Annotated in this window: 19 protein-coding genes; 10 read left to right on the top strand and 9 right to left on the bottom strand. The window is 67.7% G+C overall.

The annotated features are described in order from the left end of the window. Positions 1-65 precede the first annotated feature (65 nt). On the top strand, positions 66-1,334 hold the full coding sequence (locus tag ABQY64_RS12240; protein ID WP_104573774.1) for a virulence factor family protein: 1,269 nt from the start codon (positions 66-68) through the stop codon (positions 1,332-1,334). Between the two features lie 213 nt (positions 1,335-1,547). Here the strand turns inward: ABQY64_RS12240 and xseA are convergent, their stop codons facing one another. Both xseA and queG read right to left on the bottom strand, forming a co-directional pair. Further along, the gene (gene xseA / locus ABQY64_RS12235; protein WP_104573464.1) at positions 1,548-2,888 is read right to left on the bottom strand and encodes an exodeoxyribonuclease VII large subunit; all 1,341 of its coding nucleotides are present in this window, start codon (positions 2,886-2,888) and stop codon (positions 1,548-1,550) included. A gap of 54 nt (positions 2,889-2,942) precedes the next feature. Beyond that, positions 2,943-4,010 carry a tRNA epoxyqueuosine(34) reductase QueG gene (gene queG, locus ABQY64_RS12230; RefSeq protein ID WP_047124330.1) on the bottom strand — a complete coding sequence of 356 codons (1,068 nt, stop codon included), beginning with the start codon at positions 4,008-4,010 and terminating at the stop codon, positions 2,943-2,945. A gap of 24 nt (positions 4,011-4,034) precedes the next feature. Between queG and ABQY64_RS12225 the strand changes: the two genes are divergently transcribed. From ABQY64_RS12225 to ABQY64_RS12200, 6 genes are all read left to right on the top strand, one after another. Beyond that, positions 4,035-5,522 (top strand): NAD(P)H-hydrate dehydratase, encoded by a 1,488-nt coding sequence (locus ABQY64_RS12225; protein WP_349779342.1) that lies wholly within the window; start codon positions 4,035-4,037, stop codon positions 5,520-5,522. Continuing rightward, a complete protein-coding gene (tsaE, locus tag ABQY64_RS12220) occupies positions 5,519-6,019 on the top strand; it encodes a tRNA (adenosine(37)-N6)-threonylcarbamoyltransferase complex ATPase subunit type 1 TsaE (protein WP_104574821.1) in 501 nt (166 codons plus the stop codon). The genes ABQY64_RS12225 and tsaE overlap by 4 nt, the downstream gene beginning before the upstream one ends. Before the next feature lie 70 nt (positions 6,020-6,089). Then, complete coding sequence (locus ABQY64_RS12215; protein ID WP_349779343.1) at positions 6,090-7,784, top strand: N-acetylmuramoyl-L-alanine amidase; 1,695 nt, start codon at positions 6,090-6,092, stop codon at positions 7,782-7,784. Between the two features lie 137 nt (positions 7,785-7,921). Next, a complete protein-coding gene (gene mutL / locus ABQY64_RS12210; RefSeq protein WP_349779344.1) occupies positions 7,922-9,775 on the top strand; it encodes a DNA mismatch repair endonuclease MutL in 1,854 nt (617 codons plus the stop codon). After that, complete coding sequence (locus ABQY64_RS12205; protein ID WP_349779345.1) at positions 9,775-10,713, top strand: DUF1684 domain-containing protein; 939 nt, start codon at positions 9,775-9,777, stop codon at positions 10,711-10,713. Before mutL ends, ABQY64_RS12205 begins: the two co-directional genes overlap by 1 nt. Positions 10,714-10,741: 28 nt before the next feature. Continuing rightward, positions 10,742-11,692 (top strand): TraB/GumN family protein, encoded by a 951-nt coding sequence (locus tag ABQY64_RS12200; protein WP_349779346.1) that lies wholly within the window; start codon positions 10,742-10,744, stop codon positions 11,690-11,692. A gap of 46 nt (positions 11,693-11,738) precedes the next feature. On the opposite strand, the gene phaR is transcribed toward ABQY64_RS12200, so the two are convergent. From phaR to gluQRS, 3 genes are all read right to left on the bottom strand, one after another. Continuing rightward, on the bottom strand, positions 11,739-12,308 hold the full coding sequence (gene phaR / locus ABQY64_RS12195) for a polyhydroxyalkanoate synthesis repressor PhaR (protein ID WP_039521933.1): 570 nt from the start codon (positions 12,306-12,308) through the stop codon (positions 11,739-11,741). Between the two features lie 158 nt (positions 12,309-12,466). After that, positions 12,467-13,207, bottom strand: a complete 741-nt coding sequence (locus ABQY64_RS12190; RefSeq protein WP_024939297.1) for a beta-ketoacyl-ACP reductase — start codon at positions 13,205-13,207, stop codon at positions 12,467-12,469. 84 nt (positions 13,208-13,291) lie between these two features. Further along, entirely contained in the window at positions 13,292-14,191 is a 900-nt protein-coding gene (gluQRS, locus tag ABQY64_RS12185) for a tRNA glutamyl-Q(34) synthetase GluQRS (RefSeq protein WP_349779347.1), read from the bottom strand. 97 nt (positions 14,192-14,288) lie between these two features. Between gluQRS and htpX the strand changes: the two genes are divergently transcribed. Beyond that, on the top strand, positions 14,289-15,167 hold the full coding sequence (htpX, locus tag ABQY64_RS12180) for a protease HtpX (protein ID WP_349779348.1): 879 nt from the start codon (positions 14,289-14,291) through the stop codon (positions 15,165-15,167). Positions 15,168-15,271: 104 nt separating this feature from the next. On the opposite strand, the gene ABQY64_RS12175 is transcribed toward htpX, so the two are convergent. The 4 genes from ABQY64_RS12175 to ABQY64_RS12160 all read right to left on the bottom strand — a co-directional run bounded on the left by ABQY64_RS12175 (position 15,272) and on the right by ABQY64_RS12160 (position 19,728). Continuing rightward, positions 15,272-17,341 carry an EAL domain-containing protein gene (locus ABQY64_RS12175; protein ID WP_039526904.1) on the bottom strand — a complete coding sequence of 690 codons (2,070 nt, stop codon included), beginning with the start codon at positions 17,339-17,341 and terminating at the stop codon, positions 15,272-15,274. 118 nt (positions 17,342-17,459) lie between these two features. Then, positions 17,460-18,641 carry an NAD(P)/FAD-dependent oxidoreductase gene (locus ABQY64_RS12170; RefSeq protein ID WP_349779349.1) on the bottom strand — a complete coding sequence of 394 codons (1,182 nt, stop codon included), beginning with the start codon at positions 18,639-18,641 and terminating at the stop codon, positions 17,460-17,462. Next, entirely contained in the window at positions 18,638-19,186 is a 549-nt protein-coding gene (locus ABQY64_RS12165; RefSeq protein WP_024939301.1) for a YaeQ family protein, read from the bottom strand. The genes ABQY64_RS12170 and ABQY64_RS12165 overlap by 4 nt, the downstream gene beginning before the upstream one ends. Positions 19,187-19,248: 62 nt before the next feature. Beyond that, positions 19,249-19,728 (bottom strand): YaiI/YqxD family protein, encoded by a 480-nt coding sequence (locus ABQY64_RS12160; protein ID WP_047125231.1) that lies wholly within the window; start codon positions 19,726-19,728, stop codon positions 19,249-19,251. A 267-nt stretch (positions 19,729-19,995) separates the two neighbouring features. On the opposite strand from ABQY64_RS12160, the gene ABQY64_RS12155 reads away from it, so the two are divergent. Further along, entirely contained in the window at positions 19,996-20,205 is a 210-nt protein-coding gene (locus ABQY64_RS12155) for a cold-shock protein (protein WP_006451993.1), read from the top strand. Between the two features lie 175 nt (positions 20,206-20,380). Beyond that, entirely contained in the window at positions 20,381-21,079 is a 699-nt protein-coding gene (locus ABQY64_RS12150; protein WP_024939303.1) for a glutathione S-transferase, read from the top strand. The last annotated feature ends 104 nt before the right edge of the window (positions 21,080-21,183 follow it).

Below are 21,183 nucleotides of genomic sequence, written 5' to 3'. Positions count from 1 at the left end.
CGATCGCCATGGAACCGGCCGCCTCGGCCGCGGTCCAAGCGCCAGCGCTTGCGAGGATTGCGGTGATGGGCTGGGGAATCAAGGTGTTTCGTTGGGTCATCGCGGTACTGCTGATTGGCGGTAGCGGCTACGCCGTGGCGCGGCATCTGCAGGACGGAAATACCGCCGGGCATTACCGCTCGGTGGAGGTGCTGCGTCCGGAAGGCACGCCGAAGGCCATGGTGGTGCTGTTGCCCGACAGCGGCCATGCGCAGGACGGCCAGCGGCTTGCGGAGATGCTGAGCAACGACGGCGCGCTGGTCGCGGTGGTCGATACCGCCAGCTATCGCGAACGGGTGCGCGCGCATCACGCAGCCTGCAGCTCCCTGGCCGACGATGCCGAACGATTGGGCAAGAAGTTGCTGCGCGCCGAGCATGTCGACGCGTTCCTGCCGCCGGTGCTGGTGGGGCAGGGCGATGGCGCGGTGCTGGCGCGGCAGGCGCTGGCCTCGGCCGCGCCCGACGTGCTGGGCGGCGCGGTTGTCGCCGATGGCGACGCCGGCGATGGCGGCCTGGCCTGCTCGCGCGACGTGCCCGATGCCAATCAAGGCTTCCTCGACGACCTGGTCGACGCTGCCAGCCCCCTGCAGATCGCTGCGGCCACCCGGGGCCATTTCCTGACGGCCCAGGCGCAGGGCGTGGGCGATCTGCCACTGGTAGAACTGCATGCGCCCGGCAGCGACCGCATGGTGGTCATGCTGTCCGGCGACGGCGGCTGGCGCGAACTGGATAAGGGCATTGCCGCGCAATTGCAGCAGCAAGGCGTTTCGGTGGTGGGCTGGAACAGCCTGCGCTACTTCTGGGCCAGCCGCACGCCGCAGCAGGTCGGGGCGGACCTGGATCGGGTGATCGCGACCTATCAGCAGCGTTGGCATATCCACCACGTCGCGCTGGTGGGCTACTCGTTCGGCGCCGATGTGCTGCCGTTTGCCTATCCCGAGCTGTCGCCGCAGCAGCGCGCATCGGTGCAGTTTGTCAGCCTGCTCGGCCTTGCCCATCAGGCCGATTTCAAGGTGCGTGTCGGTGGCTGGCTGGGCTGGCATAACGATGCCGAGCGCGATGTGGAGCCGGCGATCCAGTCGCTGGATGCGCATCGCCTGCAATGCATCTATGGCGATCAGGAAAAGGACACGTTGTGCCCGGAATTGCGCGCGCGTGGCGTGCAGGTGGTGGCGCGTCCGGGCGGGCATCACTTCGACCACGATCCGGTGGTGCTGGCCGGGCTGCTGCTGCGGGGCTGGCGGCAGGCGGCGCAGACGCCCGTTCATGGTTTGAGAGCCGGTGATGCCCTCTGATCTGCACGCGGAGCGGTCTGCGGCGGGTTGAAGGGTTGATCCAGGCTTGGCCCGCCTGGGCGAAGTGGATAGCGCCGCCCAGGCGCGCCCTCTGTGCCAATCCACGGCTCTGCTCGGGCGACCGCCCTGGAACTCATCGTCATCGCGGCACTGCGATGCGTGTGCGCTTGCTGATCGCCCGCGGCAACCAGGCAGCACGCGTGGTTGCCGCCCTCAGTCCTCGTTGCCTGGCTCGACCCGCACTTCGATGCTGCCATCGGCCAGCTGCGCACGCAGGCGCTCGCCGGCGCCGACCTCGGCGGCGCTGCGCACCACGCTGCCATCGGCGGGACGGGTCACGATGGCATAGCCACGCGCGACGGTGGCGAGCGGGCTGACCGCTTCCAGCGAGCGTGCCAGGCTGCGCAGCCGCAGTTGGTCATGCTGCAGGCGCCGCTGCATCGCTGCCTGCGGATGCAGTGCGCGCAGTCGTTGCTGCAGCGTGGCCAGATCGCGTTGAGGGTTATGCGCGTGCAGGCGCGCCTGCGTCCGTTGCAGGCGTGCCTGCAGACGCTCCAGCACCTGGGTCATGCGCGCGCGCAGCTGGCGGCCGGCGTCCTGCTGCCGGCGTTGCAGCAACTGCAGCCGCGCCTGCGGGCTGTGCGCACGCAGGCGCAGGGCGAGCCGGTCGGCACGCTGCATCGCATTGCCCAGCGCGTGCTGTTGCAGCTGGGCCATGCGGGCATGCGCACGCCGCACGCGCGCGACCAGCTCGCGCTGATCGGGCACCAGCAGTTCTGCCGCCACCGAGGGCGTGGGCGCGCGCACGTCGGCCACGAAATCGCTGAGGCTGAAGTCGGTCTCGTGCCCGACCGCCGACACCACCGGCGTGTGCGCGGCGGCAATCGCGCGGGCCAGGCGTTCGTCGTTGAAGGCCCACAGGTCTTCCAGCGAGCCGCCGCCGCGGGTGATCAGAATGACGTCGTAGCGCCCGGAGGCATCGGCGCGCTGCAGCAACGAGGTGATCTGCGCCGCGGCGCTGTCGCCCTGCACCAGCGAGGGCAGCAGGTCCACTTCCAACAATGGAAAGCGGCGCGCCAGGACGCTGAGTACGTCGCGCACCGCCGCACCGCTGGGCGAGGTGATCACTCCCAGCCGTCGCACATGTGCCGGCAACGGCTGCTTGCGCTCGGCATCGAACAGGCCCTCGGCGGCCAGGCGTGCACGCAGTTCGTCGAAAGCCCGGCGCAGGGCGCCTTCGCCGGCCTCTTCCATGTGGTCGAGTACCAGCTGGTAGTCGCCGCGCGCTTCGTACAGCGTGAGACGTCCGCGCGCGAGCACGCGCAGCCCTTCGCGCGGCTGGAACTTCAGCCAGGTGCTCTTGGGCTTGAACATCGCGCAACGGATCTGCGCGCGCGCGTCCTTGAGCGTGAAGTACAGATGGCCCGAGGACGGGCGCGTGACGCTGCTCAGCTCTGCCTCCACCCAGACCAGCGGGAAGCTGCCTTCCAGCAGGTCGCGTGCCAGCGTGTTGAGCTGGCTGGGGGTGAGGATCTGTTCGTTGCGGTCGGCCATCGCCGCATTATCCCGCAGCGGCGATGCGCATGCGTGAGCGCATCGGGCGAGACCTCACAAGCCGTGTTGCGCCAGCGCCCAGCCCACGTGTTCGCGTACCAGCTCCGAGGCGTCGTGGCGGCGCGCTTCCAGTGCCGCCAACACCTCCGGCGTGCCGGGCGCATTGCCCAGGCCGACCGCGATGTTGCGCAGCCAGCGTTGATGGCCGCTGCGACGGATCGGGCTGCCTTCGGTGCGGCGCAGGAACTCGTCTTCGTCCCAGGCGAACAGCTGCGGCAGCGTTGCCACATCCAGCTCGTTGCGGGCGCGGAAATCGGCTTCGTCGGTGCGCTGGGCGAACTTGTTCCAGGGGCAGACCAGTTGGCAGTCGTCGCAACCGAAGATGCGGTTGCCGATCGGCTTGCGCATCTGCTCGGGAATCGCGCCCTCGTGTTCGATGGTGAGATAGGCGATGCAGCGGCGCGCATCCAGCCGGTACGGGGCGATGATGGCCTGGGTCGGGCAGACGTCGATGCACCGCGTGCAGGTGCCGCAATGCGCGGTGGCCGGGGTATCGATGGGCAAGGGCAGGTCGAGGTAGATCTCGCCCAGGAAGAACCACGAGCCGCCATTGCGATCGATCAGGCAGGTGTGTTTGCCGATCCAGCCCAGCCCGGCATTGCGCGCCAGTGCGCGCTCCAGCACCGGTGCCGAATCCACGAAGACCCGATAGCCGAACGCGCCGACTTCGCCCTGGATACGCTCGGCCAGTTTCTGCAGCCGGTTGCGCATCAGCTTGTGGTAATCGCGCCCCAGGGCGTAGCGCGCCACGTAGGCGCGGCGGCCGTCGTGCAAGGTGTTCCAGGCCTCAGTGTCGTCCTTGCGGCCGTAGTCCATGCCGACCGACAGCACGCGCAAGGTGCCCGGCACCAGCTCCTGCGGGCGCGAACGCTTGTCGCCGTGCTGGGCCATCCAGTGCATGGTCCCGTACAGGCCTTCTTCCAGCCAGCTGCGCAGATGCGCCTCGTCTTCGCCGAGCTCGATGCCGGTGATGCCGCAGCGTTGGAAGCCGGCCTCGCGCGCGAGCGCACGGATGCGCGCGGCAGCGTCGGTGGGGTCGGGGCGGGCAAGGACGGCAGACATGGCGACAAGTATAGAATTCCCGGCATGTACGCACCGCTCGATCTTTACGACACCGCCGCCGCGCGCAGGCTGGACACGCAGGCCGCCACGCTGCTCGGCGGCGACGGCTACATCTTGATGCAGCGCGCCGGGCAGGCCGCCTGGCAGCATCTGCTGGAACGCTGGCCGCAGGCGCGCCGCATCGTGGTGGTCTGCGGCACCGGCAACAACGGCGGCGATGGCTATGTGCTGGCACGCCTGGCGCAGCGAGCCGGGCGCCAAGTGCAGGTGGTGCATCTTGCCGAGCACGGCCCGGCCTCGTCGCTGGCGCAACGCGCCTGTACCGACTATCTGGGCGTGGGCGGTGCGATCGAGTTGTTTCCCTCGCCGCTGGCGCAAGCCGACGTGATCGTCGATGCGCTGTTCGGCATCGGCCTCAACCGCGCGCCCGACGCCGAGACCACCGCCTTGATCGACGCCATCAACGCCGCCGGTGTGCCGGTGCTTGCGCTGGATGTGCCCAGCGGCATCGATGCCGATCATGGCGTGGCCTTCGGTGCCGCGGTGCGCGCGCAGGCCACCTTGCAGTTCATCGTGCCGCACCTGGGGCTCCATACCGGTGATGCGCTGGAGCATGCCGGCACGCGCGCAACCGCGTCGCTGGACGTGCCGGATACCGCATTCGACGGCCTGGCGCCGGCCGCGCACAGCTGGGACATCGACGCCCTGGCCCCGCAGTTGCGCCCGCGGCGACGCAATACGCACAAGGGCGAGTCCGGTCGCGTGCTGTGTGTCGGCGGCAACCTCGGCAGCGGCGGCGCGATCATGCTCACCGCCGAAGCGGCCCTGCGCAGCGGGGCAGGGCTGGTGCAGGTCGCCACCCGCGCCGAGCACGTCGCGCCGCTGCTGGCGCGCTGCCCGGAAGCGATGGTGCGTTCTGTGCAGGCCGAAGACGACATCGCCGCGTTGGCTGACGCCGCCGACGTGGTCGCGCTGGGTCCGGGCCTGGGGCAGGACGCCTGGGCGCAGCAGTTGTGGCGCGCGGTGCTGGCCTCGGACAGCGCCGTGGTCATCGATGCAGATGGCCTGAATCTGCTGGCCGCCAACCCGGTGCCGGCGCGCGGCCCGCGCGTGTTGACCCCGCATCCCGGCGAGGCCGGCCGGCTGCTGGGGATGTCGACCAGGCAGGTTCAGCAGGATCGGCTGGCTGCCGCAGACGTATTGGCCAAACGTTTCGATGCAGTGGTGGTGCTCAAGGGCGCTGGCAGCGTGATTGCAGCGCCGCACGCAGTGCCGCGCATCATCGATGCCGGCAATCCGGGCATGGCGGTCGGCGGCATGGGCGACCTGCTGACCGGCGTGATCGCAGCCTTGCTGGCCCAGGGCTGGTCGCCCTTCGATGCCGCCAGTCTGGGCGCCTTGTTGCATGCCTGTGCCGGCGATGCGGCGGCGCGCGAGGGCGAGCGCGGCCTGTTGCCCACCGATCTGCTGCCCGAACTGCGCCGCCTCGCCAATGCCGGAGCCATTGCATGAGCCCACTCAGCGCACACTTGGTCGATGCGCAGGCCACCGAAACCCTGGGGCAGGCCCTGGCCGCGGTGCGGCCCACCCGCGCGATGGTGCAACTGCACGGCGATCTCGGCGCAGGCAAGTCCACGCTGGCGCGCGCCCTGCTGCGCGCACTCGGCGTCACCGGGCCGATTCGCAGCCCCACCTACACGCTGGTCGAGCGCTATCCGCTCGGCACTGGCGACGAGGCCTGGCACCTGGATCTGTACCGCATCGGGCAGGCCGGGGAACTGGATTTTCTTGGGCTCGACGAAGGCAGCGCCAGCCTGTGGCTGGTCGAATGGCCGGAACGTGGCGCTGGTGCATTGCCGCCCGTGGATCTGGACGTGGAACTGGCGGTCGACGGCGAGGGGCGCAGCGTGACGCTGCTGGGCCGCAGCGAAACCGGCCGCGACTGGCTGAGGCGGCTGTCGGACTTGCCTCAGTTGCAGTCCCTTTGTGCCAGCTCACAGGAAGAATGAACGCCAGGTTGTGGATTATTAAGGGAAATCACCTTGCAATTCCCACGTTTGGGTGATTGAATCCAGCGCCATGACACCGGGGTTCCGCCAGTTCTGTGTTTCCACCGTGACCGCCAGCCTCAGCCTGGCGGTTTTTGCTGCGTGGGCCGGCGAAATCAAGGGCGTGGGCGTCAGCACCGGTGCCACCGGCACGCGTGCGGAGATCCAGCTCGCCGGTAGCGGCGGATTCAAGACGCTGTCGCTGGCCAACCCCAATCGGCTGGTGGTGGACTTTCCTGATTCCTCGGGTGTGCGTGGCCTCAAGCTGCCGCCGGCTGCCGGCCTGGTGACGTCGGTGCGTACCGGTCAACCGGTGCCGGGCACCTTTCGAGTGGTATTCGAGCTGGCAACGCCGGTGACCCCGTTGAAGCCGCAGATGCAGACGCTGGGTAGTGCATCCACCCTGGTGATCGAGTGGCCGGGCGATCCGCCGGCTGCCGGCACGGTGGCCACCACCGCCGCGCCTGCCGCGCTGCCGCCGCCTCGTCCGGCCAATGCGCAATCCGAAGCCGCCCGTGCAACCGCTGCGTTGGCGGCGTCCGCGCAGCGTGCGTCGGTGGTGCCGCCTGCTCCGGCGCCCGCACCGTATGTGCCTGCCTCGGCCATGCCCAGCGTCACCCCGGCACCGGTACCGACCACGGTCGCCACCGGCGTGCCGACACCGCGTCCAGGCACCGCCACGACCGCGGTGACGACCAGCACGGCCGCGCCAGCCAGCACCGCCAGCACTACCCCGAACCGCGTCGCCGGTGCCTCGCCGGCCTCGGCGCTGCCAGGCAACGCCGCATCGCCAGCTGCGATCCTGAATGGCGGCAACGCGCCGCTGGGTGCTGCATCCGCCAATGCCATGGCCGCCATGCCGAATGCGGCTGCCGGCAGTATGGCCTCGGCGGACAGCGATGAACTGCCGCCGCGTCCGGTGCTGCCCAGCGAGGCCTCGCGGATCAAGATGGCACCGGGCATGCGGCCGCTGATCGTGGCCATCGATCCGGGACACGGCGGCCAGGATCCTGGCGCCATGGGCCCCACTGGCAAGCGCGAAAAAGACGTCACCCTGGCAGTCGGCCGCGAACTGGCGCGCCAGATCAATGCCACGCCCGGCATGAAGGCCTACCTGACGCGCGATACCGACGTGTTCATTCCGCTGCCGATGCGCGCGCAGAAGGCACGCGCCGCCAAGGCCGACATCTTCATCTCCATACACGCCGACGCTGCCGAAAACCGCAGTGCGACTGGCTCCTCGGTTTATGTACTGTCGACCAAGGGCGCCTCCTCGCAGCGCGCGCGCTGGCTGGCCGACAAGGAAAATGCCGCCGACCTGGTCGGCGGGGTGCGTCTGCAGCAGACCGAAAGCACGCTGGCCAATGTGTTGCTGGACCTGGCGCAGAGCGGCCACATGAAGGCCTCCGAAGATGCGGCAGGGCATGTGCTCGGCGGTCTCAAGCGGATCGGCAACAATCACAAGCCGCAGCTGGAACGCGCCAACTTTGCGGTGCTGCGTACCTCCGACATGCCGGCAATGCTGGTGGAAACCGCCTTCATTTCCAATCCGGACGAAGAGCGCCGGCTGATCGACCCGGCCTACCAGCGCAAGATCGCCTCGGCCGTGCTGGATGGCATCGATACCTTCTTCACCCGCCAGCCGCCGCCGGGCACCCTGTTTGCCGCACGCGCGCAGGCCGAAGCCGATGCCGGTGTCGGCACCGTGGCCGGCGGCAGCCGCTGAGCCGCTCGGCTATCATTCCGCACTGATTCCTTGATGACGGCGCCTGCGCGCCGCCGGATTGCCGTGCCGACGTCTGTCTTGCCTGTTATACCCCCGATGCGCTCCGCAGTCTGCGTCCAGCGCGAGCGCCTGTGCTGATGGCGATCCGTCAGCTCCCCGAGATCCTGATCAACCAGATTGCCGCCGGCGAAGTCGTCGAGCGGCCTGCGTCCGTGGTCAAGGAATTGGTCGAAAACGCACTCGATGCCGGCGCCACCCGCGTGGATATCGAGCTGGAAGAGGGCGGTGTGCGGCTGATCCGCATCCGCGACAACGGTGGCGGCATCGCCCCCGACGAACTGCCGCTGGCGGTGTCGCGGCATGCCACCAGCAAGATCGCATCGCTGGACGATCTGGAAACCGTGGCCACGCTCGGATTCCGCGGCGAAGCCCTGCCGTCGATCGCCTCGGTCAGCCGTTTCACGCTGATCTCGCGCCGCCACGATGCCGAACATGGCTCCGCACTGGAGATCGATGGCGGGCGCCTGAGCGAGGTGATGCCACGCGCGCACGCGCCCGGCACCACGGTCGAAGTGCGCGAGCTGTTCTTCAACGTGCCGGCGCGACGCAAGTTCCTGCGTGCCGAGCGCACCGAGCTGGGGCATATCGAAGAATGGCTGCGCTCACTCGCGCTGGCGCGCCCGGATGTGGAATTGCGGGTCTCGCACAACGGCAAACCCTCGCGTCGCTACAAGCCGGGCGATCTGTATTCGGATGCGCGGCTGGGCGAAACCCTGGGCGAGGATTTCGCGCGGCAGGCCTTGCGCGTCGATCACAGTGGCGCTGGCCTGCGGCTGCATGGCTGGGTCGCGCAGCCGCATTACTCGCGCGCCAGTACCGACCAGCAGTATCTCTACGTCAATGGCCGCTCGGTGCGCGATCGCAGCGTCGCGCACGCGGTCAAGATGGCCTATGGCGATGTGCTGTTCCATGGGCGCCAGCCGGCCTACGTGCTGTTCCTGGAACTGGATCCGGCGCGCGTGGACGTCAACGTGCATCCGGCCAAGCACGAGGTTCGTTTCCGTGAGGCGCGGCTGATCCACGACTTCGTCTACCGCACCTTGCAGGACGCGCTGGCGCATACGCGCGCCGGTGCGATGCCCAACAGCATCGGCACGGACGGCGCCAGCGACACGGTTGCGGCGCCGGGCGGCATGCTCGACCGACCAAACTACGGAGGCGGTGGCGGCGGTGCCGGCTATGGTCAGTGGACGCCATCGCAGACCCCGCTGGGCCTGCGCGTGGACGAGGCGCGTGCGGCCTACAGCGCGCTGTATGCGCCGCCGTCCAGTGGCGCGCAGCAGCAGTCTGCCGCCTTGCCGGAGGGCAGCGGGATGGGCCTGCCGGCGACTGCCGCGGACAGTGGCGTGCCGCCGCTGGGGTATGCCGTCGCGCAGTTGCACGGCATCTACATCCTGGCCGAGAACGCCGAAGGCCTGATCGTGGTGGACATGCATGCCGCGCACGAACGCATCGGCTACGAGCGGCTGAAGAACGCGCACGACAGCATCGGCCTGCACGCACAACCGCTGCTGGTGCCGATGACGCTGGCGGTGGGCGAGCGCGAGGCCGACACCGCCGAGCGCGAGGCCGACACGCTGGCCAGCCTGGGCTTCGAGATCACCCGCGCCGGCCCGCAGTCGCTGCATGTGCGCAGCATTCCCGCGCTGCTTGCCAATGCCGACCCGGAGGCGTTGTTGCGCGATGTGCTCGGCGATCTGCGCGAGCATGGCCAGAGCCGGCGCATTGCCAGTGCGCGCGACGAACTGCTCTCCACCATGGCGTGCCATGGCGCGGTGCGCGCGAACCGGCGCCTCACCGTGCCGGAAATGAACGCACTGCTGCGCGATATGGAAGTCACCGAGCGCTCGGGCCAATGCAATCATGGCCGACCGACCTGGGCACGGTTTACGCTGGGCGAAATCGATCGCTGGTTCCTGAGGGGGCGCTGATGGCTGTATTGCACAAGGGGAACCACTGGCTGCTCGGCATGCTGGTGTGTGCGGCGCTGGCCGGCTGCGGCAAGGATGCACCGCCACCGGCAGCACCGGCCGCACTCGACAAGGTCTTTCTGGCCGACAACGCTGCCTGGCGCGAAGCGCGCCTGACCGAGTTGCGCGCGCCCGATGGCTGGACCAGCCTGGTCGGCCTGCACTGGCTGTCGTTGAAGGCGCATTACATCGGCAGCAGCGCCGACAGCGGCATCAGGCTGGCGGTCGGGCCACCCAAGATGGGCATGGTCGCGACCGAGGCCGACACGGTCTGGTTCGTGCCCGAGCGCGGCGCAGCATTGACCGTCGACGGCAAGCCGCTGACCGGCCGGATCCGCTTCCAGTCCGATCGCGACCCGCAGCCGACCTTCATCCATTTCGATGGCGGCAAGGGCGTGTTGAGCCTGATCCATCGTGGCGACCGCAATGCGCTGCGGGTCAAGCATGCCGACGCGCCATCGCGCAGCCACTTTGCCGGGCTGGATTACTGGCCGGTCGATCCGTCCTGGCGCATCAGCGCGCGCTATGTGCCCAACGATGTCGGCAAGACCATTCCGATCGTGGACATCGTCGGCATCAGCAGCGAACAGCCCAACGCCGGGGCAATCACCTTCGAGCGCGATGGCAAGGCGTATCGGCTGGAGACCATTGGCGAACCCGGGCGGCCGATGTTCGTGGTGTTCGCCGATCGCACCAGTGGGCACGGCAGCTATCCGGCCGGGCGCTTTCTCGACCTGGACGTGCCCGACGCCTCCGGGCATGTGGTCGTCGATTTCAACCGTGCCTACAACCCGCCGTGCGCGTTCACTCCGTTTGCGACCTGTCCGCTGCCGCCGCCGGAGAACCGCATCGACCTGGCGGTGTCGGCCGGCGAGAAGACCTACAAGGTGCCGCACTGACGTGGAGACCAACGTGGTGAAGGCAAGCATGCGCACCCGGCTCGCAGCCTGGAGCAGCAGCGCGGTGATCGCTCTGGCGTTATGGAGCGGGGCGGCCGCGCCGACCTGGGCGCGTTCCGGCAACGATGCGCCGGCCGGTCCGCCGGTACCGCTGTTGTGGAAGGTGGATGGCAAGGGCGGCACGCTGTATCTGCTGGGTTCGTTCCATGTGCTCAAGCCCAGTGATTACCCGTTGTCGCCGGATGTGATGCAGGCTTTCGCCAAGGCCGACCGGCTGGTGTTCGAACTGCCGCCCTCCGATGCGCAGTCGCCCGAGCTGGCCGGCCGCATGCTGCAGGCGGCGCGGCGCAGCGACGGGCGTCGCCTGCAGGACGCACTGGATCCGAAGACCTGGCAGGCGCTGACCACCTACGCCCGCAAACACGGGATGCCGGTGGACAGCCTGCAGACCCTGGAACCCTGGTTCGTGGCGCTGACGATCAGTCTGGCGGAGATGAGCCGGCAAGGCATGGACCCGAACGCCGGTCTGGACCAGTACCTGATGGCGCAGGCACAGGCGGGCGGCAAACCAGCCGATGGGCTGGAGCGTGCCGAAGAGCAGATTGCCTTGCTCGATGGCATGTCGCCCACCGAACAGCATCAACTGCTGGAGGAATCGCTGGACGATGCCGGCGCCAACGATCAGCTGCGTCAGCTGCATGCGGCCTGGCGCAGTGGCGATGTGCGCACCCTGTCCACGCAGATGGCCGAAGAAATGCGGCAGCACTACCCGGCGCTGTACCAGGACATCAATGTCGAGCGTAATGCGCGCTGGGTGCCGCGGCTGGAGCAGCCGCTGGGTAAGGGCAGCGGGACCACGCTGGTGGTGGTCGGTGCGTTGCACCTGCTGGGAAGCGATGGCGTGGTGGAGCGTCTGCGCGCGCGTGGCTACCACGTGGAGCGGATCTGCTCGGCCTGCGCGGAGCAGGCCGGCCGCTGATTGGCTGCGCCGTGGAGCGGCTCACGCCCCAGGCGCTGCGCCTGTCTTACCCGCGGTTACGGGCCTTGCCGGTGGTGCCGGCGCTACCGGCCGTGCCGTGCGTGCCGGTGCCCATCGGGCCGCTGCCCATGCCGCTGGCACCCGGCGGCGGCGGCGTACCAGGGCCGCCCGGACGGCCGAAGCCGGCGCCGAAGTTGCGCTGGAATTCCTGCCACAACTCCAGGTTGCGCTCGGTCAGCTGGTTCATCATCGCCCACGGGGTCTGCCCGAGCAGGTTGCCCATCTGTTGGCGGAACTGCTGCTGCTGATCCAGGAACACCTGCATGCTGCGTTCCAGGTAGTTGCCCATGAAGCCCTGCAGCGAGTCGCCGTAGAAACGGATGATCTGACTCAGCAACTGGGTCGACAGCATCGGCTCGCCGTCCTGTTCACGGTCGGCAATGATCTGCAGCAAGACCGCGCGGCTGAGGTCTTCGCCGCTCTTGGCGTCGCGTACCTCGAATTCTTCGCCGTCGATGATGAGCTGACGCACATCCTCGATGGTGATGTAGCTGGAAATTTCCGTGTCGTAGAGACGGCGATTGGGATACTTCTTGATGATGCGAAGTCCGGCCATGGAACGTTCACTCACAACGATAGTGCGCGCAGGATGGCGCACCGCAGCAGCCCTTGCAACCGCCACAAGGCCTTATTTTCTTAAGTAGACATCTAAAAAATGTTGCGCAGCATGATTTTCAAGGGTTTTTATGCTGCATCGCAAAGTTGCAGCAAAGCTCACCAGCCCATGTGGTGGCCGCCGTTGATATCCAGGTTGGAGCCGGTGATCCAGGCGGCCTCTTCCGCGACCAGGAATGCCACCGCATAGGCGATTTCTTCCGGCCGGCCCAGGCGGCCGGTGGGGATGTCGGCAACGATCTTGGCGCGCACCTCTTCCGGGACTGCCATCACCATGTCGGTGGCCACATACCCCGGCGACACGGTATTGACGGTCACCCCGAACGCGGCATTTTCGCGTGCCAGCGAAATGGTGAAGCCGTGCATGCCGGCCTTGGCGGCCGCGTAATTGGCCTGCCCGTACTGGCCCTTCAGGCCATTGATCGAACTGATCTGGATCACCCGTCCCCAGCCGCGCTGGCGCATGCCTTCGATCACCGGGCGGGTGACGTTGAACACCGAGTTGAGATTGGTGTTGATGACGTCATGCCATTGTTCGGCAGTCATGCGATGGAAGGTGGTGTCGCGGGTGATGCCGGCGTTGTTGACCAGTATTTCGATCGGCCCCAGCGCTGCCTGGACGTCCTCCACCAGGCTGCGCGCATGTTCGGAGGACGCCACATCGCCGCGGAACAGGGCGATGTCGTAGCCCTGGGTCTGCATGCGCTGCTGCCACGCCTGGGCCTTTTCGGCATTGCGGAAGTTGCTGGCCACCCGGTGGCCCTGGTCGGCCAGGCGCTTGCAGATGGCAGTGCCGATACCGCCGGTGCCGCCGGTGACTAATACGACGCGAGATGTCATGACGACTCCAATGGACAGGTAAGACTGGGGGCGGGCAGGACACAGGCGCGCTGCCTGGCCCGACGCCGGTGCTGGGGCGCAATTCTAGTCACGCCGGGGCTGTGATGCGCGTCCGTCCGCGTCCAGATGCAGGTGCCGGGGCAAGCGCTGTGGCGAAAAATGCTGCGCCGCATGCTGCAGCAAGGTGTCCAGCGCCGCCCGGCGCGGCAAGGCTGCCGGCTGCTGTCCCAGCACGGCCCAGGCGGCGTGCAGGGCCGGTTGCGGATCGGCGTCGTCCAGCGCAGGCGCAGCGTGCGACTTGGACAGCTTGCGGCCGGTGTGATCCAGGATCAGCGGCAGGTGCAGATAACGCGGTTGCGGCAGGCCCAGCGCGCGCTGCAGCAACAACTGGCGCGGGGTGGAGTCGAGCAGGTCGGCGCCGCGCACGACATCGGTGATGGCCTGCGCGGCATCGTCGACCACCACCGCCAGCTGGTACGCCCAGTAGCCATCGGCGCGGCGCAGCACCACGTCGCCGACCTCGGCATGCACGTCCTGCACCACGTGGCCCTGCAGCGCGTCGTCGAAGCCGACCGGCGGCTGTGGCGGCACCCGCAGGCGCACCGCACGGCGAGCGCTCAGCGGCGCCACGCAGGCGTGGTGGATGCCGCCCATGCCGGCAAGGTCGGCCCGGCTGCAGCTGCATTCGAACGCCAGTCCCGCCTCCAGCAAGGTGGTGACGGCAGCCTCGTACTGCGCGTGGCGCTCGGATTGATACAGCACCGGCAGGTCCGAGTGCAGGCCGAAGGCGGCAAGCGTGCGCAGCTGGCGCGCGTAGGCGCCGGGTTCGGCACGCGGCGGATCGATGTCTTCGATGCGCACACACCACTGACCGCCGGCATGCCGCGCGAGCAGCCAGCTGCCGAACGCCGCCAGCAGGGAGCCGAAGTGCAACGGGCCGGTCGGGGAGGGTGCGAAGCGGCCGCGGTAGGGGAGAGATGGCATGATCGGCTGAATCGTCGGTCAGGTGATCGCTTGATTTCAAGCGCTGACGACCGCAGATCCGCTGCAGTCCATCCTGCTCGCGTGGAGTCGTCGCACCATGTTCAACCGCATTTTCCTGTTCCTGCTGACCAATTTTGCGGTGCTGATGCTGGCCGGCATCGTGATGTCGGTGCTGGGCGTCAATCCTGCGCAGATGAGCGGCCTGCTGGTGATGGCGGCCGTGTTCGGGTTCGGCGGCTCGTTCATCTCGTTGCTGCTGTCCAAGTTCATGGCCAAGCGCAGCACCGGCGCGCAGGTGATCAGCGAGCCGCGCACGCCGACCGAGCGCTGGCTGCTGGCGACGGTGCGGCGCCAGGCCGAGGCGGCCGGCATCGGCATGCCGGAAGTGGCGGTCTATGAAGGCCCGGAGATCAATGCCTTCGCCACCGGCGCCAACCGCAACAACGCGCTGGTGGCGGTGTCCACCGGGCTGCTGCAGAACATGAGCCAGGACGAGGCCGAGGCGGTGCTGGGCCATGAAATCGCGCATGTCGCCAATGGCGACATGGTCACCATGGCCTTGTTGCAGGGCGTGCTCAATACCTTCGTGATCGTGCTGGCGCGCGTGGTCGGCGGCGTCATCGACAGCGCCATGTCGGGCAACCGCGACGGTGGCCGAGGCTTTGCCTACTACATCATCGTGTTCGTGCTGGAGATGGTGTTCGGCCTGTTCGCGACGATGATCGCGATGTGGTTCTCGCGGCGCCGCGAATTCCGTGCCGATGCCGGTGGCGCGCAACTGGCGGGCCGCGGCAAGATGATCGCCGCGTTGGAGCGCCTGTCGCTCAACCACGGCCAGAACAGCCTGCCTTCGCAGGTGCAGGCGTTCGGCATTTCCGGCGGTGGTGGCGATGGGCTGCGCCGGCTGTTTCTGAGCCACCCGCCGCTGGCCGAGCGTATCGCCGCGCTGCGCGCCGCCAACGGTGCGGCGATGTAAGACGGTAGCGCCAACCGATGCCTGCCAGCCAACAAAAAACCCGCGTCCTGCGGGTTTTTTGTTGGCTGGAGCGCGGCGGCAATGATGCGCTACGGCTGCAGGTCTCAGCCGAACTCGTAGTTCATCAACGGCCCGGTCGGGGCGACGAAATCGCCTTGCACATAGTCCACCCCGGCGCTGAAGAAGGTGCTCATCGACTGCGCATCGGCCACGAACTCGGCCACGGTGAGGATGCCGGCTGGCTGCGCGCGCGAGGTGATCTCGCGGATCTTCTCCTGGCTTTCGCGCGCCGAGGCCACTTCGCCGGTGATGCCGCGATCGAGCTTGAGGAAGGCCGGCTGGAAATGCGCCAGCAGCTGGAACGAGTCCAGGCCCGAGCCGAACTGTTCCAGCCCGACCTTGCAGCCCATCGCCGACACCGCCGCCAGGAACTGCTGGGCATTGCGCAGATGGGTGAACACCTTCGATTCCGGCGTCTGCAGCCACAGCCGTTCACCCGGCACGCCGTACACGGCCAGCTGCTCGCGGATGATGTCGATCATCTGCGGATCGGAGAACGAGTTGGGCCCGATGCGTACCAGCAGGTGCGTCCTGTGTCCTGCACGTTGCCGCTCGCCGAGCTGGCGGATTGCGCGCGCCACCACCCAGCGGTCGATCTCGGTGATCAGATCGTGTTCTTCGGCGATCGCCATGAAGGCGTTCGGCGACATCATCTCGCCGTTGCGCTCCAGCCGCAGGAAGGCCTGGTACAGCTCCAGCGGCTCGCCCTGCAGGTTGAGCACCGGCTGGTAATGCAGCAGGAAGCCGTCGCCGACCAGCGCCTCGCGCAGTTGCTGCACCCAGCGCTCGATGCGTTCCTCTTCGGCCCGGTCGGCTGCTGCCGGGTCGTAGATGCTGACCGCATTGCCGCCGAGCTCGGCGGTGGTGCGCACCGCCTCGGTGCCGCGGTTGAGCACCTGGCCGATGCTGGCGATCTTCTCGCCGATCTGCACCCCGCCGATGCTCACCGTCACCGTGGCCGAACGCGCGCCGATGCTGAAGACGTGCTGCGCAAAGGCGTCACGTACCAGCTCCGCCAGTGCATGCGTGCGCGCGTAATTGCCGTCCATCAACAATGCAAAGCTGTGCTCGCCGAAACGCGCGGCGACCACGCTGTCGTCGCTCACGCTGGCCACATGTGCGGCCAGCGCGGCGATCAGCGCGTCGGCCGAATCCAGGCCGATCTCGGGCAGCAGGCGCGCGTAGTGGTCGGGCTCGATCAGCAGGAAGCCGGACTGGCCTTCGCTGCGGCCGGCGCGCGCCACCGCCTGTTCCAGCGCCACCATGAAGGTGGGGCGGTTGAGCAGGCCGGTGACCTGGTCGCGCTGGCGCAGGTCCTCGACCTCGCGCGCCAGCTCCGGGTCGAATTCCTCGCGACGGCGGAACACCACCTGGATGCACGGCTCGCCTTCGTAGGTCGCGGTGGCGAACTCCATCGTCGCCGGGAAGGTGTCGCCTTCGAGCCGGCGCGCGTCGACCTTGTACTGCGCCGGCGGCGGCTCGCCCTTGGACATGGCCTTGAGCAGCTGCTTGAAATCGTCGACGTACTGGGCGGCGATCATGTCCAGCAGCGACACGCCCTCGACATCGTCGAACGACTCGAAGCCGAACATGTCCAGATACGCCTCGTTGGCGCGGATGTGCATGCCTTCGTGCACGTAGGCGATCGGGTCGCGCGAGGAGGCGATCAGGGCGTCGCAACGCCGCTCGGTTTCGCGCATCTGTGCCTCGATGCGACGCAGGCCACGGCGTGCCTGCAGGTCGGCCCATTCCGAGCGCACCAGCGCCAGCAGGTGTTCGGGGCGATGACGCAGCACGATGGCGCGAATGCCATGTGCCGCGGCCTCGACCAGCGCGTTTTCCTCGATCCGCTCGGCCAGCAGGATGATCGGAATATCCTTGCCGCTGCCGGCGATCTGCTGCTGCAACGCGCTCATCGGGATCTGCAGCGCCTGCCCGTGCAGGGCCAGGTCGATCTGCCCCGACAGCATGCTGGCGAGCTCTTCCGGTGTCTGTGGCCGCGACGGACGCACTGCGATGCCGCCGTTGCGCAGCGCGGTCACGATCGCCTCCGCGCTTTCGACGCTGTCGTCGACGATCATCAGGCGGAGGGTGAGATCTTTGCCTTTTTGCATGCGCGTTTCCCTAGCGACGGGCTTTAATACACGAAGGAACTCGGCTGCGTCCATGTCTGTGGACAAGGCCGCATCCGGGGTGAGACTCAGGCCACGTTTCCATGTGTCGAAGCTGACATCAGGCCACGCTCCCGGCGGCATGGCCGGACGCCCATGCCCACTGAAAGTTGTAGCCGCCCAACCAGCCGGTCACATCCAGTACCTCGCCGACGAAGTACAGGCCGGCCACCAGGCGCGACTCCATGCTCGCACTGGAGACCTGGTTGGTATCGACACCTCCCAGCGTTACTTCAGCGGTGCGATAGCCTTCGGTTCCACTGGCGATCAGCGGGAAGGCGGCCAGCAGGTCGGCTGCGGCCTGCAACTGGGGCGGGTCGAGCTGGCGGACCGGCTTGTCCGGCAACCACACCTCGCACAGGCGCTGGGCGAACCGCCGCGGCAGCACGTCGGCCAGCACGTTGCGCAGTTCGGTGGCGCCACGCTGATTTTTCTGGTCGCGCAGCCACGCCGCCGCATCCTGGCCGGGCAGCAGGTCCAGGTGCAGGTCGTCGCCGGGCTGCCAGTACGAGGAGATCTGCAGGATGGCCGGGCCGCTGACGCCGCGGTGAGTGACCAGCATGAAGTTGCGGAAGCTGACCCCGTTGCACTGCGCCTGGACCGGTAGCGCCAGCCCGGACAGGTCCTGCAGCCGTTCCTGGTGCTTGCCGCTCAGGGTCAGCGGCACCAGCCCGGCACGCGTCGGCAACAGCGTGTGGCCGAACTGCTGGGCCAGCGCATAGCCGAAGCCGCTGGCGCCCATGCTCGGAATCGACAGCCCGCCGGTCGCCACGATCAGCGACTGCGCCTGCACGCGTCCCTGGCTGGTCTCCACGCTGAAGCCGTCGCTGCCGCGCTGCACCGATTGCACCTTGCAGTCGGTACGCACCTGCACGCCCGCCGCGTCGCACTCGTCCAGCAGCATGCGCACGATCTGCTTGGACGAGATGTCGCAGAACAGCTGGCCCAGTTCTTTCTCGTGATAGGCGATGCCGTGGCGCTCGACCATCTCCACGAAATCCAGCGGGCTGTAGCGGGCGAGGGCGGACTTGCAGAAGTGGCGGTTGGCCGAGAGGAAGTTGCCCGGCGTGGTGCCGGTATTGGTGAAGTTGCAGCGGCCGCCACCGGACATCAGGATCTTCTTGCCGACCTTGTTGGCATGGTCGATCACCAGCACCTGACGGCCGCGCCGGCCTGCAGTGAAGGCGCTCATCAGTCCGGCCGCGCCGGCACCGATGACCAGCACGTCGCAACGCATGTTCATTCGGCCGGAGCTTGCCGCACCATCGGGGTCAGGGTGACGCTGCCGTGGTCGGCAAGCATCTGCACCTCGCCGTCCTGGATGATCACGTCGAAGCGCATGCCGCGCTGGATCAGCGCGCCCAGCGCTTCGGTGGCCTGCGAGTCCAGCTCGATCACGCGCAGGTTGCGCTGGCGGCTAAGCGCGTTGGCCTGCTTCTTCCACCAGGTTTCGGTGGCCTGGCCGCCATAGCCGATCACCACCGCCTCGCGCGACCGATTGCAGGCCTTGCGCACCCGGCTTTCGTCCGGCTGGCCGAGGTCGATCCACAGGTCCGGGTCGCCGGTGTAGTCGCGCCGCCACAGGTCGGGTTCGTCCTCGTTGCTGAGGCCGCGGCCGAATTCCAGGCGGTCGTCGGCGAACAGCGCGAACGCCAGCAGCCGCACCATCAGGCGCTCGTCGGTTTCGGAGGGGTGCTGGGCCAGGGTCAACGAATGGTTGGCGTAGTAGCCACGGTCCATGTCGCTGATCTGGAGTTCCGCCCTGCGGACGGTGGCGGTAAGGGCCATCAGGATGCCGGTTGCAAAGGGCACTTATGATACGCCCCCGTTGCAATGCCGGCGTGTTGCGGTCAGCGCCGCGCCATCTCGGCCAGCCAGCGGTCCAGCTGGGCGGCAAATGCCTGGCGGTCGCGCGGGTGCAGGGCCGCCGGCCCACCGGTGACCACGCCGGCGCCGCGCAGTTCCTCCAGAAAGCCGCGGACCGACAGGCGCTCGTTGATGCTGTCGCGGGTAAACGGCTCGCCACGCGGGCTGACGGCGGCCGCTCCCGCCTCCAGTATGCGAGCGGCCAGCGGAATGTCCTGGGTGACGACCAGGTCGCCTGCGGCCACCCGTGCGGCGATGGCGTCGTCTGCCGCGTCCGCGCCTCCAGGTACCTGCAGCGCACGCACGTGGGCCAGGCGAGGGGTGGGCAGGAAATGATTGGCGACCAGCGTCACCGCGGTGCCGGTACGTGCGGCGGCGCGGAAAAGGATGTCGCGGATGACTGCCGGGCAGGCATCGGCATCGACCCAGATATGCGGGCGGGACGGCAGGGGAGGCGTATTCATGTGTTGAAATCGAGAGGGAAGGGGCCTGACAGGTGGTCGGATTCGGCCTGACAGTAAAAAATTTGACGCAAGGTGTCGCTTTTTGCTGGGAACGCGAGTACTGTGCACGCACTGTGTTTGCAAGGGTCACCGTGAATCGTGGCCTGATGCAGCCGGATCGTTACAGATCTCGCTTCATCGTTCCGCTTTACCAACGCCTGCAACTCAGTCTCAGCTCCGGCTTTTCGGACGCTGCGATTTATCCATCTATAGTTCAGGAGTTTGTAAATGTCAGATCGTCAGAGCGGTACCGTGAAGTGGTTCAACGATGCCAAGGGCTTCGGCTTCATCACCCCGGAAAGCGGCCCGGACCTGTTCGTGCACTTCCGTGCCATCCAGGGCACCGGCTTCAAGTCGCTGCAGGAAGGCCAGAAAGTGACCTTCGTCGCCGTGCAGGGCCAGAAGGGCATGCAGGCTGACCAGGTGCAGGCGGTCTAATCCGTCTGCAACCGTAAGGTTGCCAAAAACGCCGGTCGCGCAAGCGACCGGCGTTTTTTATTGGGCGCGGTTTGATCAGTGCAATAGAGAGTGCGGGCGGTTCGGCCCGCTCAGGTGAGCGCAGCGACGACACGCCAATCGGTAGCATGTGCGCTTTCCGCGTGCAGCCTCTTCCATGATCACTGTCCACCATCTCAACAATTCCCGTTCCCAGCGCGTGCTGTGGCTGCTGGAGGAACTGGCGCTGCCATACCAGATCGTGCGGCACGAGCGCGATCCCAAGACCATGCTGGCGCCGGCGGCATTGCGTGCCATCCATCCGCTCGGCAAGTCGCCGGTGGTTGTCGACGGCGAGCTGACCGTGGCCGAGTCCGGCGCGATCCTGGAGTTCCTGACCGAACGCTACGACACCGAATGCGCGCTGTCGCCGCCGCCGCGTCCGCTGGAGTCGCCGGAGCGTCTGAAGTTCCGTTACTGGATGCATTACGCCGAAGGCTCGGCAATGCCGCCGCTGCTGATGACGCTGATCTTCGGGCGGATTCGCAGTGCGCCGATGCCGTTCTTCGCCAAGCCGATCGCACGTGCCATCGTGGACAAGGCCATGTCCGGCTTCGTCGGTCCGCAGCTCAAACTGCATCTGGACTGGATGGAGCAGTCGCTGCAGGCAAGCGAATGGTTTGCCGGTGAGCGTTTCACTGCAGCCGACATCCAGATGAGCTTCCCGGTACAGGCCGCCGCCGCACGCGGCGGCGGGCTGGAGAGCTATCCGCGCCTGCGCGCGTTTCTCGCGCGCATTGAGGCGCGTCCGGCATACCAGGCCGCGCTGAAGAAGGGCGGCCCGTTCGAGCTGATGGGACGCAAGCCCGCCGAGTGACGTTGCGGTATGCGCCCAGGAAGCTACAGGCCACCGTGCTTCGACGGTGTCCTGCCAGGGTTTGGCGACTCCCCAATCCCGTACCGCCCAATCCCGTACCGCCC

It is taken from the genome of Xanthomonas sp. WHRI 7065 (assembly GCF_040203115.2).
Lineage (GTDB): Bacteria > Pseudomonadota > Gammaproteobacteria > Xanthomonadales > Xanthomonadaceae > Xanthomonas > Xanthomonas arboricola.
The sequence above is the reverse complement of the archived record's forward strand: the minus strand, read 5'-3'. Positions and strand labels throughout refer to the sequence as shown.

Coding starts and splice junctions, on each gene's coding strand:
- gluQRS (WP_349779347.1), bottom strand. CDS start 14,191: ATGCCATCTCTCCCCTACCGCGGCCGCTTCGCACCCTCCCCGACCGGC.
- ABQY64_RS12205 (WP_349779345.1), top strand. CDS start 9,775: ATGGCTGTATTGCACAAGGGGAACCACTGGCTGCTCGGCATGCTGGTG.
- ABQY64_RS12170 (WP_349779349.1), bottom strand. CDS start 18,641: ATGAACATGCGTTGCGACGTGCTGGTCATCGGTGCCGGCGCGGCCGGA.
- ABQY64_RS12175 (WP_039526904.1), bottom strand. CDS start 17,341: ATGCAAAAAGGCAAAGATCTCACCCTCCGCCTGATGATCGTCGACGAC.
- ABQY64_RS12165 (WP_024939301.1), bottom strand. CDS start 19,186: ATGGCCCTTACCGCCACCGTCCGCAGGGCGGAACTCCAGATCAGCGAC.
- ABQY64_RS12240 (WP_104573774.1), top strand. CDS start 66: ATGGGCTGGGGAATCAAGGTGTTTCGTTGGGTCATCGCGGTACTGCTG.
- tsaE (WP_104574821.1), top strand. CDS start 5,519: ATGAGCCCACTCAGCGCACACTTGGTCGATGCGCAGGCCACCGAAACC.
- ABQY64_RS12190 (WP_024939297.1), bottom strand. CDS start 13,207: ATGACATCTCGCGTCGTATTAGTCACCGGCGGCACCGGCGGTATCGGC.
- ABQY64_RS12160 (WP_047125231.1), bottom strand. CDS start 19,728: ATGAATACGCCTCCCCTGCCGTCCCGCCCGCATATCTGGGTCGATGCC.
- ABQY64_RS12155 (WP_006451993.1), top strand. CDS start 19,996: ATGTCAGATCGTCAGAGCGGTACCGTGAAGTGGTTCAACGATGCCAAG.
- ABQY64_RS12200 (WP_349779346.1), top strand. CDS start 10,742: ATGCGCACCCGGCTCGCAGCCTGGAGCAGCAGCGCGGTGATCGCTCTG.
- htpX (WP_349779348.1), top strand. CDS start 14,289: ATGTTCAACCGCATTTTCCTGTTCCTGCTGACCAATTTTGCGGTGCTG.
- xseA (WP_104573464.1), bottom strand. CDS start 2,888: ATGGCCGACCGCAACGAACAGATCCTCACCCCCAGCCAGCTCAACACG.
- phaR (WP_039521933.1), bottom strand. CDS start 12,308: ATGGCCGGACTTCGCATCATCAAGAAGTATCCCAATCGCCGTCTCTAC.
- ABQY64_RS12225 (WP_349779342.1), top strand. CDS start 4,035: ATGTACGCACCGCTCGATCTTTACGACACCGCCGCCGCGCGCAGGCTG.
- ABQY64_RS12150 (WP_024939303.1), top strand. CDS start 20,381: ATGATCACTGTCCACCATCTCAACAATTCCCGTTCCCAGCGCGTGCTG.
- queG (WP_047124330.1), bottom strand. CDS start 4,010: ATGTCTGCCGTCCTTGCCCGCCCCGACCCCACCGACGCTGCCGCGCGC.
- mutL (WP_349779344.1), top strand. CDS start 7,922: ATGGCGATCCGTCAGCTCCCCGAGATCCTGATCAACCAGATTGCCGCC.
- ABQY64_RS12215 (WP_349779343.1), top strand. CDS start 6,090: ATGACACCGGGGTTCCGCCAGTTCTGTGTTTCCACCGTGACCGCCAGC.